Here is a 13,007-nt window from a genome sequence, read left to right on the forward strand (position 1 = left end):
AAAGGATGGGTGCGCCGGTTCCAGCGGCGCGACCACTATGTTAGGGGCGCTCACCTCGTTCATCGGCCCCGGCAACCAAAAGGAATTCGCGCCCCGCGCAAGCCACATTATGACCAGTGCACCTGCCAAGATTCCGGGCGTCGTTACCCGTTTCGCCCCCTCCCCGACCGGCTATCTGCATATCGGCGGCGCGCGCACGGCGCTGTTCAACTATCTGTTCGCCCGCCACCATGGCGGAAAGTACCTGCTGAGGATCGAAGACACCGACCGCGCACGCTCTACCCAGCCCGCCATCGACGCCATTCTCGACGGCCTGACCTGGCTGGGCATCGAGGGTGACGGCGAGCCGACCTTCCAGTTCGAACGGTCCGCGCGACACGCCGAGGTAGCCGAGGCGATGCTCGCCAATGGCCATGCCTATCGCTGCTACCTCACCAACGAGGAACTGGCCGAACGTCGCGCCGCCGCGCAGGCCGAACGTCGGCCGTTCAGGATTCGGAGCGAATGGCGCGACTGCGAGCCGGGCGATGCACCCACGGACCGCCCGTTCGTCGTTCGCCTCAAGGCTCCAAAGGACGGCGAAACGGTCATCGACGACCTCGTCCAGGGCCGGGTGACCGTCAGTAATGCCGAAATCGACGATTTCGTCCTTCTTCGTTCCGATGGCACGCCGACCTACATGCTGGCAGTCGTAGTCGACGACCATGATATGGGCGTCACGCACATTATTCGCGGTGACGACCATCTGAACAACGCGTTCCGCCAGCTGGGCATCATCCGCGCCATGGGCTGGCCGGAGCTGGCCTACGCTCACATTCCGCTGATCCACGGGCCTGACGGTGCCAAGCTGTCGAAGCGGCATGGAGCATTGGGCGTCGATGCGTATCGCGACGAAATGGGCATCCTGCCGGAAGCGCTGGTCAACTATCTGCTCCGCCTCGGTTGGGGACACGGCGACGACGAGATCATCGCGCTGGATCAGGCGATCGAGTGGTTCGACCTCGAACACGTCGGCAAGAGCCCGTCCCGGTTCGACCTCAAGAAGCTCGAGAATCTCAACGGCCACTACATCCGCGAAGCCGACGACGGCCGCCTGGCGGATCTCCTTGCCCCGAAGTTCAGCCTCGATGCGGCGGGCCGCGATCTCCTGGTTCGCGCCATGCCCGAGTTGAAGGCGCGAGCGCACGATCTCAACCAACTCGCCGACGGAGCGGAGTTCCTGTTCGCGGCCCGGCCGCTTCAGGTCGATGACAAGGCAGCGGCGCTGCTCGACGAGGACAGTCGACGCCTGCTCGGCCGGGCGCATGCGGCCCTCGCGGCGCTCGACCGATGGACGCACGATTCGACCGATGCTGCAGTGCGGGATATTGCCGAGCAGTCGGGAGTTAAGCTAGGCAAACTCGCCCAACCGCTTCGCGCGGCCCTGACGGGCAAAACGACTTCCCCGGGGATTTTCGACGTCCTCGCCCTGTTGGGGCGCGACGAAAGCCTGAACCGGATCGCCGATCAGATGCTGGAGCCGATTGAATGAGCGACAAGACCGTGACCTTCAACAACGAAGGCAAGGATATCCAATACCCGCGCATCAACGGTTCGGTCGGTCCCGACGTGGTCGACATCCGCAAATTCTACGGCGACACCGGGATGTTCACCTACGATCCCGGATTCACGTCGACCGCGTCATGCCAAAGCGCGATCACCTTCATCGACGGGGATGAAGGCGTCCTCCTCCATCGCGGATATCCGATCGACCAGTTGGCCGAGCAGTCGACCTTCCTCGAGGTCGCCTACCTGCTGCTCCACGGTGACCTGCCGAAGCAGAAGGAGCTGGACGAGTTCGCCTACACGATCAGCCGTCACACGATGCTGCACGAGCAGCTGGCGACCTTCTACCGCGGGTTCCGGCGCGATGCCCACCCGATGGCGATCATGTGCGGGGTCGTCGGCGCGCTTTCCAGCTTCTATCACGATTCGACCGATATCACCGACCCGCAGCAGCGGCTGATTGCCTCGCACCGGCTGATCGCCAAGATGCCGACAATTGCGGCGATGGCGTATAAATATTCGATCGGCCAGCCATTCCTCTACCCCGACAATTCGCTGAGCTATACCGGCAACTTCCTGCGGATGACGTTCGGCGTCCCGGCCGAACCCTACGAGGTCAATCCGATCATCGAGCGGGCAATGGACCGGATTTTCATCCTCCATGCCGACCATGAGCAGAATGCATCTACCTCGACCGTCCGCCTCGCCGGTTCGTCGGGTGCGAACCCATTCGCCTGCATTGCGGCGGGCATCGCTTGCCTGTGGGGTCCGGCGCATGGGGAGCGAATGAAGCCGCGCTCAACATGCTGCGCGAAATCGGCAACGTGAAGCGGATTCCGGAGTACATTGCCCGGGCCAAGGACAAGAACGATCCGTTCCGCCTGATGGGCTTCGGCCACCGCGTCTACAAGAACTTCGACCCGCGGGCGAAGGTGATGAAGGCGACCGCCGACGAGGTGCTGAAGGAATTGGGCAAGAGCGATCCGGTGCTCGATGTTGCCAAGGAACTTGAGCACATCGCTCTCAATGATCCTTACTTCATCGAAAAGAAGCTCTACCCGAACGTCGACTTCTATTCGGGCGTCATCCTCAACGCGATCGGCTTCCCGACCGAAATGTTCACGGCGCTATTCGCCCTCGCCCGCACCGTCGGCTGGGTCGCGCAGTGGAACGAGATGATTTCGGATCCCGAGCAGAAGATTGGCCGTCCGCGCCAGCTTTACGTCGGCGCCACCCACCGCGACTATGTCGCGGTCAACAACCGTTAGGACGCGATCGGAAGGGTCAGCGTGAAATGCGCGCCCTCGCCCGGCGCGCTTTTCAGCATGATGTCACCGCCCATGGAGCGCGCGAGGCGGCGTGAGATAGCAAGGCCGAGCCCGCTGCCGCCCGATGCGCTGCCCGCCTGTTCGTAGCGTTCGAAGATGCGCTGCTGGTCGGCCGGGGCGATGCCGGGTCCCTGGTCCGCGATCGTCACGGACACGGTGGCCCCATCGTGGGCGAAGGCCGCACTCACTTTCCCGCCTTCGGGCGAGTGGCGAATGGCGTTACCCAGGATGTTGACGAGGATCTGGACGATCCCGCGCGCTTCACCTTTGGCATGGATGCGCGTTTCGGGCGCGGTGATCTCGACGGTGACCTTGCGAGCCTCGCTGGCGGCCTCAAGCAGGCCGTCGGCCTCGCGCACGAGCGCGGCAAGATCGACGCTCGAGGCGCTGATCGACGCTTCTTCCGACATCGAGCTGATGACCGACAGCAGATGGCGGCCTGCGGCGGCGATGTCGCCGGCATAGCTGGCATAATCGCTACGCAGCGGCCCGTCGGTACGCTCGACGATCCGGTCGGCTGCGTCGATGATCCGGTCGAGCGGTGAGCGAAGCGCCTCGTCGAGCGCATGGTCGATCAGGACGGCGTCCTCCGCCGACGGCGTGCTGGATACGCCGTCGTGAACGGCGCGGCCCGAGAACCCGGTGAAGCGGCCGTCGGGGTCGAGCATCGGCTGGGCGGTCAGGCGGATATCCTCGTCCGGAGAACCACGCGGGTGGGCGCGCTGCGCCACCATCTCCTCGCGAGCCGCCAGCGCGACGAGCAGCGGCATCCGGCCATCATCGTCCTCGACCAGCCGCAGCAGGCGAGTCAGCGGCTGGCCGATGGCGTCTTCCTCGGTCGAGCCGAGCAGTTCGGCCAGTGCCGGCGAGATCCTCGTAAAATGAAGCTCGGCGTCGGTCTGCCAGATCAGGGGATCGGGCTCCGGAGCCTGCGGTATGTCCGGCTCCTCCGGTTCGCCGTTGTTGCTGACCAGCGCCAGTCGCGGCGGCGACGGAGCGCGCTCGTTCCATCGTTCGATGCGCAGGGTGACTCCCTCGTCGTCCGGCTCGGCGCGCACCCACAGGTCGAGGTCGTGTTGATCGTTGGCCGCCAACACCGAGCGCGACAAGGGCACGACCAGCGTAAGTGCCGATCGTGCAAGCGCCGCGAGCTGCGGAAGGGCGAGCGGTCGCCCCAAGGTGGAGCCAGCCGCTTCCTGTAGCTGAAGCAGCGCCGCATCGGCCGACACCAGGCGGCCGTCGCGGTCGATCCGTCCGGTCACGGGCAATTCCCGGCTAGCCAAGACCGCTGGCTCCAGCACTTCCCGGCCCCAAGGCCTCGATAGAATCCCGATAAACCTTCGGCAGTCGGAGCCAGCCTCGCTGGGCGTCGAGTTCCGGGCCGTCAATGCGGTCGAACTGGCCAATCGCTTCAGCCGGATCCGCTATGCCAAGCATGTCGCCGATCGCGACCACGATCCGGGCCGCGGTGCTCCGTTCCAGTCCGGCAAGGCGTGCCAGCAGCATGGCGCAATAGCTTCCCTGTTCGACCATCATCAGCCAGCCGGTGGCAGGTTCGATACCGGCGCGAACGCTGAGCAGGGCGGAGAGAAGAGCGACTTCGCCTGCTTCCGCCAGCGAAGCGGCGACGGCATCGTTGCCACGCCGCCCGTCGACGAGCGCAAAAGCCAGGCCGGAGACCCGTGCGTCGAGACGATTGCCCTCGTCGTGACGGGCCAGAACAGCCTTGGCCGCCGCAGCAATGGCGGTATCGTTGGCGGGTCCGCTGCCGCCCATTCCGCCGCGGATGGCGGCGGCGACCAGGTGGACGAGCGCCACGGCCTCTTCAGCAAGCAGATCGTCGAATTCGATGCCGAGCCGCCCAAATCGGTCACGACGGCGACCGCGGGCAACGGTCAACGCCATCGCCGCTTCGGCAATATCCTCGTCGTCGTCACCGACCAGGCTTTCGACCGGCCCAGCGGCTTGTGGCGAGGACAGCCGCTGTTCGTCGGTGCGGCGAAGGAGCAGCCCGATGAGTCCCGGGCGGTCGAGCGCGCCGCTGTCCCAGAGGCGGCGAAGCAACGTCGGCCGGGCGAGCTCGACATGATCGGCCAGCGCGGCCGGCATCGCGACGGCAATCTCGTCGACCAGCTGATCCAGCAACGCCGCCAGCATCGAGCCCATCAGCGCCCGCTCCTGCTCGGTCAGGCGCGCGCGATCGTCGAGGAAAAAATCGGCCCGGACGGCGGACAGCCGGTCGCGGCCCACCCCACGCGCAGGGGAGACGGACTGGTCGGCTGACGAGGCAGCGATCGGCCATTCGACGGGCATCATCGAGCGTCTGTTAGCCCAAGGGCCTTAACGCGTCGTCAATCGCCTTGGCCACTGTCCCGATGCCGGACATGCTGCACAAGGAAGAAGCTTGCCGCGGCGTAGAGCGCCAGCAAGGCAAGATAGGAGTTCCAGGCACCGAGAAGCGCAAACGGGATAGCAGCAATCACTGCCGACCGCCTGGAAAACAACCATAATTTGCCAGGAACATCGATCGAGCCGCGCTCGAGCCTGAACGCTTCGGCGAAGCCTGCGGCGGCGAACGCCGCCATGATCGCGCCCCAGCCGCCAACTCCCTGCCGGGTCACGAACCAGCCAAGTGCGAGCAAGGCCAGCCCCGCCGATGGCCACAGGAGCCTGGCACCGACCGAGCGCGCGCTGACGGGACGGAGCCGGAGAAGACCAATTCGGCGTGCGACGAGGTCGAGCGGCAAGGAAAGGACCATCAATGCAACGGCAGGCCCGAGCCATCCGCGTGTGAAGGCGAACGCCGCGACCGTATTCAGCGCGACGGCGGCATATATCAGCCAATCGGACGCGACGCGGGTTTCCATCAATCGCTCGGTCGCAATCTCTTCGACCAGCGGTAGGAGGTAACGAGCGACCCAATCGTCGCGGGCGCCGCGAGAAGCGACGAGCAAGCGACGCTCGAAGCCGGCCAGCGACGCTTCGTCCTCGGCCAGCAAGGGGCCCGCTCCCTCGCCAAGAGCAGCAGCGCGAAGCGGGACGCCGGCCTGGATCGCGCGTCGCAACAGCGTCGATTGCAGGTCCCAGTCACCGAGCATGGCGGCGGTGGCCCCCAGCAGGCTCGCCTCGAACCGAGCAACGCCGGCCCAGCGCCGCGAGGCGTCGATCCTCTCAAACCCGGCATGGTCTTCGTCATCCGGGACAGTGAGGATGACGGCGCCGTCCTGTTCCGCCAGCGCCGTGACATCGGTCATGTCGGCGGCGACCCCATCGGCGAGCAGGAGCACATCGCTTCCCGCTTCGAATCGGCTTGCGGCCTCGACTCCGTCACTGACGGGGATGAGACCGATCCCCTCCCCCGAAGCCGTTCGATTGCCTCGTTGATAGCTGGCGGCATCCGCTCGACGAGGACGACGATCGGCGAGGCGCCGGCGGCAGCGAGGCAGCGCGCCTGGTACTCCAGCAAGGTTTGGCCGGCGAGCGGAAGCAGCGCGCGAAGGCCGCCCGCTTCATCCTCCTGATAGGCGCCGATCAGCGCGCCAAGCGCCATGCCTGCCCTCAATCCCTTTTGCCCGTTCCCCTGAAAACCAGCATAGGGCAGCGCCGCCGGCGATTTCCACCCCCTCGCTCGGTCCATTTCGCTTTGCTCGGCGGTCAAAGATGGTAAACTCGGCCTTATGAGCGCGCAGCCGTACCGGAGCGGGGGGGAACCCGACACGAGCCCGCTGGTCCTCGACCAGCCCATCGAACAGAATGAATCGGTCGACTATGCCGTCGCACCCGAGTTTGCCCCCGGCGATTGGCAAAGCCATCAGGTAGAGCAGGCCAAGGCCGGCGGTCGCATGGTGCTGGGCAGCGTCCTCATCATCCTCGGCGCATTGTGGGTAGGCTATTCGGCCTGGGCTGCGGGACGATCGCTAAGCGGTGTTTCGATCGCAAGCCCGGCGGTCGCCCAGTGGATTGCGCTCGCCACCGGACCGCTCGCGCTGATGGGGCTGGTCTGGCTGATGTTCGGCCGGACACGCCGCAAGGAGGCGGAGCAATTCACCCGCTCCGTCGTGGCGATGCGCAACGAAGCGCGCGCTCTCCAGGAAATCCTTGGGGCCCTGTCGAACCAAATCGACCGCAACCATGCCGCGCTCGGGACGATGGCGGGCGACCTCATGGGCCTTGGCGATGAGGCCGCGACGCGCCTCCGCACGGTCACTGCCGATCTAGACGCCGGCGCGATGCGGCTCCAGCAGCAGGGGCTGGTCCTCGACCAGGTCGCCGACAATGCCCGCCGCGACATCGGCGTCCTGCTGGCCGACCTGCCCGTCGCCGAAGAGACGGCCCGACGGATGAGCGAACAGCTTCGGGGCGCGGGCAAAGCGCGACCGAGCAAGCACGCCAGTTCGAGATCCAGGTGCGCGCGCTGACCGAACGGACCGTCGAGGCCGATGCCGCGGTCCATGATGCCGCCCAGCGCCTGGTCGCCCACCTCACCCACATCGAAAGCGCCGGCGCGGCCGCGACAACCCGCGTTGGCGAAGCGGGCGAAAGCACGAAGGCGGAGGTCGACGCGGTCCTTGCCCGCGCAGCGGAAGCCCTCGACGAAATTCGCGGCGGGATCGATGGGCAGGCCAAGGCCGTTCTCGCCCTTGTCGAACAGTCACGCGTCGGCTTGGGTCAGGCCGGCGCCGACGCCGCCGAGAGGTTGAGCGAGCGTCTGGGAAGCGCCGGCTCGGCCGTCGATTCCCTGTCCCAGCGCATTGCCGAGCAGGAGCGCGCGTCTCAATCTCTCGTGGCCAACCTCGACACCGGGCTGGCAGCGCTCGACGAGCGGTTCGCGGCACTGGCGGAAAGCGGGGACGAACGATCGGCGCGGGTCGCCAACGTCCTCGCTAGGCTACGTAGCGAGATCGAGGCGCTGAGCACCGACACCGGCGCCCACGACCAGGCGATCCTGGCCATCTCCGACCGCACCCAGGCGCTGCGGGAAGGCATGACCATGCTCAGCACGGCGATCCAGAACGAGCTGTCGGGTGCGCTCGACGACGCCGAAGGGCGCGCAAGCCGCCTGCTGGCCACGAGCAGCGAGGCCCATCCGCTGATCATTGGCGCCCGGGATGCGGCGGTCGAAGCTGGCGAGCGTATTGCGGCCAGCGCAAGCGAAGCCGAAACGCTTCAGCAGCGCGTCAGCGCAGCACTGTCGGGTATCCAGGAGGGTGTCGGCAGCGCCGAGCAGCGCCTGGCGGACCTTGGCGATGCCATCAGCCGTGCCAATGCCGATGCCATGCAGCTGTCGGGTGAATCCGCGCCGGCATTGATGAGTGCCCTGACCCAGGTTCGCGAAGCGGCTTCGCATGCCTCCGAGCGCGCCCGGGCTGCTATCGCCGAAGCGATCCCCGCAAGCGCTGTCCAGCTTGGCGACGCCGCTCGCGAAGCGCTTGAGCGTGCAGTGCGCGAGGCGGTCGAAGACAAGCTGGCCGAGATCGATCGATTGGCGGCGCAGGCAGTCACGACCGCCCGCAATGCGTCGCAGCAACTGACCGCGCAAATGCTCTCGATCGGCCAGAGCGCCGCTGCGCTCGAAGCGCATATCGAAAAGAGCCGCGATGCCGCGCGCAAAGACGATGGCGAGGACTTCACCCGCCGTGTCGCGCTGCTGATGGACTCGATGCATTCTGCGTCGATCGACGTCCAGAAAATCCTCAGCGACGAGGTCGATGAGCGGGCGTGGAACAGCTACCTCAAGGGCAATCGCGGCGTGTTCACGCGCCGGGCCGTTCGCCTGATCGGCAACAGCGAAGGCCGCGCGCTCCAGGCGCATTACGACAGCGACCCCGAGTTCAACGGCTCCGTGAACCGCTACATCGCGGACTTCGAAGCGATGCTTCGCCGGGTGCTGGCCGAGCGCGACGGCGGGATGATCGCCGTGACGATGATGTCGAGCGACATGGGCAAGCTGTACGCCGCCCTGTCGCAGGCGATCGAGCGGCGACGTTAGGACGCGGCGTTAACCGGCGGGTTGTAGAAGTCGAGGTCGTCGACAGTCACCCAGCCAAACTGCCAGTTCGCATAGTAAATCGCGAAGAATACCAGTGCGAGGATCGCCGCCCGTCCGAGATGGCGCGGGAGATCGAACCGATGCGGCGCGCTTTCCGCCTGTCCGGGCACTCTTTCCTCCCCCGCCTCGTCGCTGGTCCGCACGCCAAACGGCAGAAGCGCGAAGGCGCTGAAGCAAAAGAACAGGAAATAGATCGCGAGGATCGAACCGATCTTCACGCGACCGTTTCCACCAGAATGACTTCGACGATCGGCTTCTTGCCGGTCCACAGGGTGGCGCAGCGGCGAACGGCGAGTCGTACCGCCTCGCGCACCTTTTCGCGGTCGCCCGCACCGTCGTACGCCTTGGCGGCCGCGTCGGTCGCGTCGGCCAGGAAGTCGTCGCGGTCGGCCTCGACCGGCACGCCCATGACCCGGACGACCGGGTCGCCGAGCAGGCGGCGGTTCTCACCCAGCGCCAGTGCCACCGAAATAACGCCATTGATCGACATCTTGCGCCGCTGGTTGACGGTCGATCCGTCGGCTGGGAGGATGACGTCGCCGTCGAGCACCAGCCGGCCGGTGCGCTCTTCGCCAATCTTGACCGGACCGTCGGGGGCCAGGCGGATGACGTCGCCGTTCTTCTGGTAGACGGCTCGCGGCACCCCTTGCGACAGGGCGAAGCGGGCTTGCTCCGCCATATGCCGCGCCTCGCCATGGACGGGCACGACGATCTCGGGACGGATCCAGCGATACATCTGCGCGAGCTCCGGACGGCCGGGATGTCCCGACACATGGACATGGACCTGCTTGTCGGTGACCAGCTTCACACCGAGGTCGCCGAGCGCGTTCATGATCCGGCCGATGGCGATTTCGTTGCCGGGAATGATCTTCGACGAGAAGACGACGGTGTCCCCTTCGGCAAGCTTGAGTTCGTGCGTGCCACCGGCGATTCGCCCAAGCGCCGCGCGTGGTTCGCCCTGCCCGCCGGTGGCGATGATCAGAACCTCCGATTTGGGCAGCCGCATCGCCTCGTCGAACCGGACCGGCTCGGGGAAATCGCGGAGGTAGCCGGTCGCCTTGGCGACGCGCAGGATGCGGTCGAGCGATCGGCCCGCGACGCACACGCGGCGATTGGTCTCCAATGCGACCTGGCCAATCGTCTGCAGGCGGGCGGCATTCGACGCGAAGGTCGTGACCAGCACCCGGCCCCGCGCCGCCGCGACGACGTCGCGGAGCCCTTCGTGGACGCCGGCTTCGGAACCCGACGGCTCTTCCTGGAAGACGTTGGTGCTGTCGCACACCAAGGCGAGGATGCCGGTATCGCCGACCGCAGTCATCGCCTCGGCACTCGGTGCCTCGCCCAGCACCGGCGTCTCGTCAATCTTCCAGTCGCCGGTATGAAAAACATTGCCGTGCGGCGTTTCGATCAGCAGGCCGTTGCCTTCGGGGATCGAGTGCGACAGCGCGACGAAACGGACCTTGAATGGGTCGAGGTCGATTGATCCGTCGCGTTCGATGATGTGAAGGTCGACCTGACCCGTCAGCCCTTCCTCCTCCAGCTTTCCGGCGATCAGCCCCGCGGTGAACGGCGTTGCGTAAAGCGGCACCTTGAGGTCGGCGGCGAGGTACGGCAGCGCGCCGATATGGTCTTCGTGACCGTGCGTCAGGACGATCCCCACCAGATCCTTCATCCGCTCCTCGATGAACTCGAGGTCGGGCAAGATGAGGTCGATGCCGGGATAGTCGCTGTCGGCAAAGGTCAGGCCGAGGTCGGCCATCAGCCATTTGCCGCGGCACCCATAGAGATTGACGTTCATTCCAATCTCGCCCGACCCGCCAAGCGCCAGGAACAGGAGTTCTTCGCCCGGGGTCATCGCGATGCCTGCCCCGCCAGCAGCGCCAGCCCGGTGATGGTGAGGTCCGGCTCGATCGCGTCGAACACGTGGGTATGCTGGTCGAACAAGGTCGCGAGTCCGCCGGTGGCGACGACCTTGGCCGGCCGGCCGATTTCGGAGCGAAGGCGGGCGATTAGCCCCTCGATCATCGCGACATAACCCCAATAGACTCCGATTAGCATCTGGCTTTCCGTAGTGCGCCCGACGACGCTTCTATCCCTTGGCGCCTCGATCGCGATGCGCGGCAACTTCGCGGCCGCACCGACCAGCGCATCCAGGCTGAGATTAATCCCGGGGGCGATAATCCCGCCCTTGTACGACCCGTCGAAGTCGACGACGTCGAAGGTCGTCGCGGTGCCGAAATCGACGATGATCAGGTCGCCCTGATGCCGCGCGTGTCCGGCGAGGGCGTTGAGGGCCCGGTCGGCGCCGACGCTGCCGGGCTCCGGCACATCGAGGCGCAGTGTCCAGGCGGCAGCGCCTTGCCCCGCCACCAGCGGTTCGACCTTGAAATATTTCTGGGCGAGCACGGTCAGGTTGTGGAGGGCGCGCGGGACGACGGTGCCGATGATCACCTGCGTCACATCCGCGGCCGCGAAACCTTCCAGCGCGAGCAACTGGTGAAGCCATACGGCATATTCGTCGGCGGTCCGCCGCGGGTCGGTCGCGATACGCCAGCGGGCGCGGACCTCCCCCTCGTCAACCAGCGCGAAGACGACATTCGTGTTTCCGGCATCGACCGCGAGCAGCATGGCGCGCTGCCTAGCCCTTGCCGCCGCGCCGCGCTAGCCTTCCGTCTTTCCGCGTCGGGGGCACGGTATGGCGAACAGTTGGGCCAAGGACCGGGCCAACGCTTTCTACATGGGAATGGCCGGATTGTCGGTGGCCGCCGTGCTGGCCGGTTTCAGCACCACCTATTTCTTCCCGGGCGTCCGGGGAACGCTCGGTATTCCCTGGGTCGCGCATGTCCATGGTTGGCTCGCCATGGGTTGGGTGGTGCTGTTGACGACACAGGTCTTGCTCGTTCGCGCCGGAAAGACGCGCCTGCATCGCCGGATCGGTTGGATGGGCCTGCCGCTGGCCTTGTCCATTTGGGCCAGCAGCGTGCCGCTCGGACGGTGGGTAGCGGCGCGCGACCTGCCCGAGCAAGGCGGCTTCGCCTACGCGGCATTCGCGGGCACGCTGATCAGCCTGACCCTCTTCCTGACACTGGTCATCGCGGCCTTCGCGCTCCGCAGCCGACCAGACTGGCACAAGAGGCTGATACTGCTCGCCACGATTGTCCTGTTATGGCCGGCCTATTTCCGGTTTCGGCATTTCCTACCGTTCGTCCCGCGGCCAGAGATCACGCTGGCGCTGCTGCTCGCCGACCTGCCGATCCTCGTCGCCGCAATCCGCGACCGAGTTCGGTTTGGGCGGGTCCACCCAGCTTGGGCGATCGTCGGATCAGCGGTCTTTGTCGAACAGGTGGCGGAAATTGCCGCGTTCGAATCCGGCATCACCGCCACGCTCGGTGAGGCGTTGTTCGCCCTATTCGACTGAGAAAGTGACGTCGCCGGCGCGCACGATCTCGACGGCGCCGCCCGCAAGGCGCAGGCGAAGCGCGCCGTCGGGATCGAGACCGTCGAAGTTGCCGTCGATTCGTTGTCCTGGCCCGCTGTGCACGGAAAGAAGGCTGCCGACCGGGTGGGCGCGCGCCAGCCATGCGTCGACGATGCCTTGGCCCCGAGTGGTCCGCCACGCATCGAGCCAGGCGGCGAATCGATCGGCCAGGATTGGCGCAAACGTGTCGGGCGTGGTCTCGCCATCCAGCGCCGCGATTTGGCGCCCGGCAATTCGCGGTGCGCCGGCCAGGTTGACGCCCGTGCCGACCACGACGCGGTCGCCGCTTCGTTCGATCAGGACTCCGGCCAGCTTGGCCCCATCAAGCAGAAGGTCATTGGGCCATTTGAGCGAGAGCGACCGGTCCGGGGCGATCGCGGTGACCGCTTCAACCAGGGCTAGGCCAGCCAGCAGTGAGAGTGTCGATGGCGACGGATCGTGCGGCCGCAACTCGACCAGTGTCGATCCAAGGAAATTGCCCGGAATGGAATCCCAGACACGGCCATGCCGCCCGCGCCCCGCGGATTGGCGTCGGGCCACCAGCCAATCGCCTTCTCTGGCGGTGGAATCGGCGAGCAACTCGGCGTTCGTCGAGCCGACCTGCCCG

Annotated in this window: 12 protein-coding genes and 1 pseudogene; 5 read left to right on the forward strand and 8 right to left on the reverse strand. The window is 66.2% G+C overall.

What is annotated here, in order from left to right; translation table 11 throughout:
* The first annotated feature begins 109 nt into the window (after positions 1 to 109).
* Together gltX and H9L12_RS05755 are read left to right on the forward strand one after the other, a co-directional pair.
* Positions 110 to 1,531, forward strand: coding sequence for a glutamate--tRNA ligase (gene gltX / locus H9L12_RS05750; protein WP_187542989.1), 1,422 nt, complete (start codon positions 110 to 112; stop codon positions 1,529 to 1,531).
* Positions 1,528 to 2,813: pseudogene (locus H9L12_RS05755) on the forward strand (citrate synthase). The gene gltX and the pseudogene H9L12_RS05755 overlap by 4 nt, the downstream one beginning before the upstream one ends.
* On the opposite strand, the gene H9L12_RS05760 reads toward H9L12_RS05755, so the two are convergent.
* The 4 genes from H9L12_RS05760 to H9L12_RS05775 are packed head-to-tail and all read right to left on the reverse strand — an operon-like array spanning position 2,810 to position 6,510.
* Complete coding sequence (locus H9L12_RS05760; RefSeq protein ID WP_187542990.1) at positions 2,810 to 4,135, reverse strand: sensor histidine kinase; 1,326 nt, start codon at positions 4,133 to 4,135, stop codon at positions 2,810 to 2,812. The pseudogene H9L12_RS05755 and the gene H9L12_RS05760 overlap by 4 nt on opposite strands.
* Before the next feature lie 13 nt (positions 4,136 to 4,148).
* Positions 4,149 to 5,189 (reverse strand): DUF2336 domain-containing protein, encoded by a 1,041-nt coding sequence (locus H9L12_RS05765; RefSeq protein WP_187542991.1) that lies wholly within the window; start codon positions 5,187 to 5,189, stop codon positions 4,149 to 4,151.
* Between the two features lie 35 nt (positions 5,190 to 5,224).
* Positions 5,225 to 6,160, reverse strand: coding sequence for a hypothetical protein (locus H9L12_RS05770; RefSeq protein WP_187542992.1), 936 nt, complete (start codon positions 6,158 to 6,160; stop codon positions 5,225 to 5,227).
* Positions 6,124 to 6,510, reverse strand: coding sequence for a glycosyltransferase family protein (locus H9L12_RS05775; RefSeq protein ID WP_187542993.1), 387 nt, complete (start codon positions 6,508 to 6,510; stop codon positions 6,124 to 6,126). The genes H9L12_RS05770 and H9L12_RS05775 overlap by 37 nt, the downstream gene beginning before the upstream one ends.
* Positions 6,511 to 6,550: 40 nt before the next feature.
* On the opposite strand from H9L12_RS05775, the gene H9L12_RS05780 reads away from it, so the two are divergent.
* Positions 6,551 to 7,291 (forward strand): hypothetical protein, encoded by a 741-nt coding sequence (locus H9L12_RS05780; protein WP_187542994.1) that lies wholly within the window; start codon positions 6,551 to 6,553, stop codon positions 7,289 to 7,291.
* The gene (locus H9L12_RS05785; RefSeq protein WP_187542995.1) at positions 7,279 to 8,862 is read left to right on the forward strand and encodes a coiled-coil domain-containing protein; all 1,584 of its coding nucleotides are present in this window, start codon (positions 7,279 to 7,281) and stop codon (positions 8,860 to 8,862) included. The genes H9L12_RS05780 and H9L12_RS05785 overlap by 13 nt, the downstream gene beginning before the upstream one ends.
* On the opposite strand, the gene H9L12_RS05790 is transcribed toward H9L12_RS05785, so the two are convergent.
* Genes H9L12_RS05790 through H9L12_RS05800 form a run of 3 tightly spaced genes read right to left on the reverse strand, consistent with a single transcriptional unit; the run spans position 8,859 to position 11,550 of the window.
* On the reverse strand, positions 8,859 to 9,140 hold the full coding sequence (locus tag H9L12_RS05790) for a DUF1467 family protein (protein ID WP_187542996.1): 282 nt from the start codon (positions 9,138 to 9,140) through the stop codon (positions 8,859 to 8,861). The genes H9L12_RS05785 and H9L12_RS05790 overlap by 4 nt on opposite strands.
* Positions 9,137 to 10,777: a ribonuclease J gene (locus H9L12_RS05795; protein ID WP_187542997.1), complete on the reverse strand. Its 1,641-nt coding sequence runs from the start codon at positions 10,775 to 10,777 to the stop codon at positions 9,137 to 9,139. The genes H9L12_RS05790 and H9L12_RS05795 overlap by 4 nt, the downstream gene beginning before the upstream one ends.
* Complete coding sequence (locus tag H9L12_RS05800; protein WP_187542998.1) at positions 10,774 to 11,550, reverse strand: type III pantothenate kinase; 777 nt, start codon at positions 11,548 to 11,550, stop codon at positions 10,774 to 10,776. The genes H9L12_RS05795 and H9L12_RS05800 overlap by 4 nt, the downstream gene beginning before the upstream one ends.
* Positions 11,551 to 11,617: 67 nt before the next feature.
* Between H9L12_RS05800 and H9L12_RS05805 the strand changes: the two genes are divergently transcribed.
* A complete protein-coding gene (locus tag H9L12_RS05805; RefSeq protein ID WP_187542999.1) occupies positions 11,618 to 12,340 on the forward strand; it encodes a hypothetical protein in 723 nt (240 codons plus the stop codon).
* Here the strand turns inward: H9L12_RS05805 and H9L12_RS05810 are convergent.
* Positions 12,329 to 12,979 (reverse strand): biotin--[acetyl-CoA-carboxylase] ligase, encoded by a 651-nt coding sequence (locus tag H9L12_RS05810; protein WP_343060505.1) that lies wholly within the window; start codon positions 12,977 to 12,979, stop codon positions 12,329 to 12,331. The genes H9L12_RS05805 and H9L12_RS05810 overlap by 12 nt on opposite strands.
* Between the last annotated feature and the right edge of the window lie 28 nt (positions 12,980 to 13,007).

The organism is Sphingomonas rhizophila (genome assembly GCF_014396585.1).
In the GTDB taxonomy this organism is placed as follows: Bacteria; Pseudomonadota; Alphaproteobacteria; order Sphingomonadales; family Sphingomonadaceae; genus Sphingomicrobium; species Sphingomicrobium rhizophilum.

Coding starts and splice junctions, on each gene's coding strand:
- gltX (WP_187542989.1), top strand. CDS start 110: ATGACCAGTGCACCTGCCAAGATTCCGGGCGTCGTTACCCGTTTCGCC.
- H9L12_RS05765 (WP_187542991.1), bottom strand. CDS start 5,189: ATGATGCCCGTCGAATGGCCGATCGCTGCCTCGTCAGCCGACCAGTCC.
- H9L12_RS05775 (WP_187542993.1), bottom strand. CDS start 6,510: ATGGACCGAGCGAGGGGGTGGAAATCGCCGGCGGCGCTGCCCTATGCT.
- H9L12_RS05780 (WP_187542994.1), top strand. CDS start 6,551: ATGAGCGCGCAGCCGTACCGGAGCGGGGGGGAACCCGACACGAGCCCG.
- H9L12_RS05795 (WP_187542997.1), bottom strand. CDS start 10,777: ATGACCCCGGGCGAAGAACTCCTGTTCCTGGCGCTTGGCGGGTCGGGC.
- H9L12_RS05800 (WP_187542998.1), bottom strand. CDS start 11,550: ATGCTGCTCGCGGTCGATGCCGGAAACACGAATGTCGTCTTCGCGCTG.
- H9L12_RS05805 (WP_187542999.1), top strand. CDS start 11,618: ATGGCGAACAGTTGGGCCAAGGACCGGGCCAACGCTTTCTACATGGGA.